Annotated in this window: 1 rRNA gene; it reads left to right on the plus strand. The window is 53.6% G+C overall.

Annotated features, from left to right (window positions below):
- Positions 1 to 13: 13 nt before the first annotated feature.
- A 16S ribosomal RNA gene (locus tag ACERJC_RS25445) occupies positions 14 to 1555 on the plus strand.
- Positions 1556 to 1604 lie beyond the last annotated feature (49 nt).

Genomic DNA, 1604 nt, shown 5'->3' on the forward strand with positions numbered 1-1604 from the left:
GAGCATCAAACTTAAATTGAAGAGTTTGATCATGGCTCAGATTGAACGCTGGCGGCAGGCCTAACACATGCAAGTCGAACGGTAACAGGAAGCAGCTTGCTGCTTCGCTGACGAGTGGCGGACGGGTGAGTAATGTCTGGGAAACTGCCCGATGGAGGGGGATAACTACTGGAAACGGTAGCTAATACCGCATAACGTCGCAAGACCAAAGAGGGGGACCTTCGGGCCTCTTGCCATCGGATGTGCCCAGATGGGATTAGCTTGTTGGTGAGGTAACGGCTCACCAAGGCGACGATCCCTAGCTGGTCTGAGAGGATGACCAGCCACACTGGAACTGAGACACGGTCCAGACTCCTACGGGAGGCAGCAGTGGGGAATATTGCACAATGGGCGCAAGCCTGATGCAGCCATGCCGCGTGTATGAAGAAGGCCTTCGGGTTGTAAAGTACTTTCAGCGGGGAGGAAGGTGTTGTGGTTAATAACCGCAGCAATTGACGTTACCCGCAGAAGAAGCACCGGCTAACTCCGTGCCAGCAGCCGCGGTAATACGGAGGGTGCAAGCGTTAATCGGAATTACTGGGCGTAAAGCGCACGCAGGCGGTCTGTCAAGTCGGATGTGAAATCCCCGGGCTCAACCTGGGAACTGCATTCGAAACTGGCAGGCTTGAGTCTCGTAGAGGGGGGTAGAATTCCAGGTGTAGCGGTGAAATGCGTAGAGATCTGGAGGAATACCGGTGGCGAAGGCGGCCCCCTGGACGAAGACTGACGCTCAGGTGCGAAAGCGTGGGGAGCAAACAGGATTAGATACCCTGGTAGTCCACGCCGTAAACGATGTCTATTTGGAGGTTGTGCCCTTGAGGAGTGGCTTCCGGAGCTAACGCGTTAAATAGACCGCCTGGGGAGTACGGCCGCAAGGTTAAAACTCAAATGAATTGACGGGGGCCCGCACAAGCGGTGGAGCATGTGGTTTAATTCGATGCAACGCGAAGAACCTTACCTGGTCTTGACATCCACAGAACTTTCCAGAGATGGATTGGTGCCTTCGGGAACTGTGAGACAGGTGCTGCATGGCTGTCGTCAGCTCGTGTTGTGAAATGTTGGGTTAAGTCCCGCAACGAGCGCAACCCTTATCCTTTGTTGCCAGCGATTCGGTCGGGAACTCAAAGGAGACTGCCAGTGATAAACTGGAGGAAGGTGGGGATGACGTCAAGTCATCATGGCCCTTACGACCAGGGCTACACACGTGCTACAATGGCATATACAAAGAGAAGCGACCTCGCGAGAGTAAGCGGACCTCATAAAGTATGTCGTAGTCCGGATTGGAGTCTGCAACTCGACTCCATGAAGTCGGAATCGCTAGTAATCGTGGATCAGAATGCCACGGTGAATACGTTCCCGGGCCTTGTACACACCGCCCGTCACACCATGGGAGTGGGTTGCAAAAGAAGTAGGTAGCTTAACCTTCGGGAGGGCGCTTACCACTTTGTGATTCATGACTGGGGTGAAGTCGTAACAAGGTAACCGTAGGGGAACCTGCGGTTGGATCACCTCCTTACCTTAAAGAACCTGCCTTTGTAGTGTCCACACAGATTGTCTGATGAAAA

Origin of the sequence: Citrobacter telavivensis (assembly GCF_041807075.1) — a bacterium.
GTDB lineage: Bacteria > Pseudomonadota > Gammaproteobacteria > Enterobacterales > Enterobacteriaceae > Citrobacter_A > Citrobacter_A telavivensis.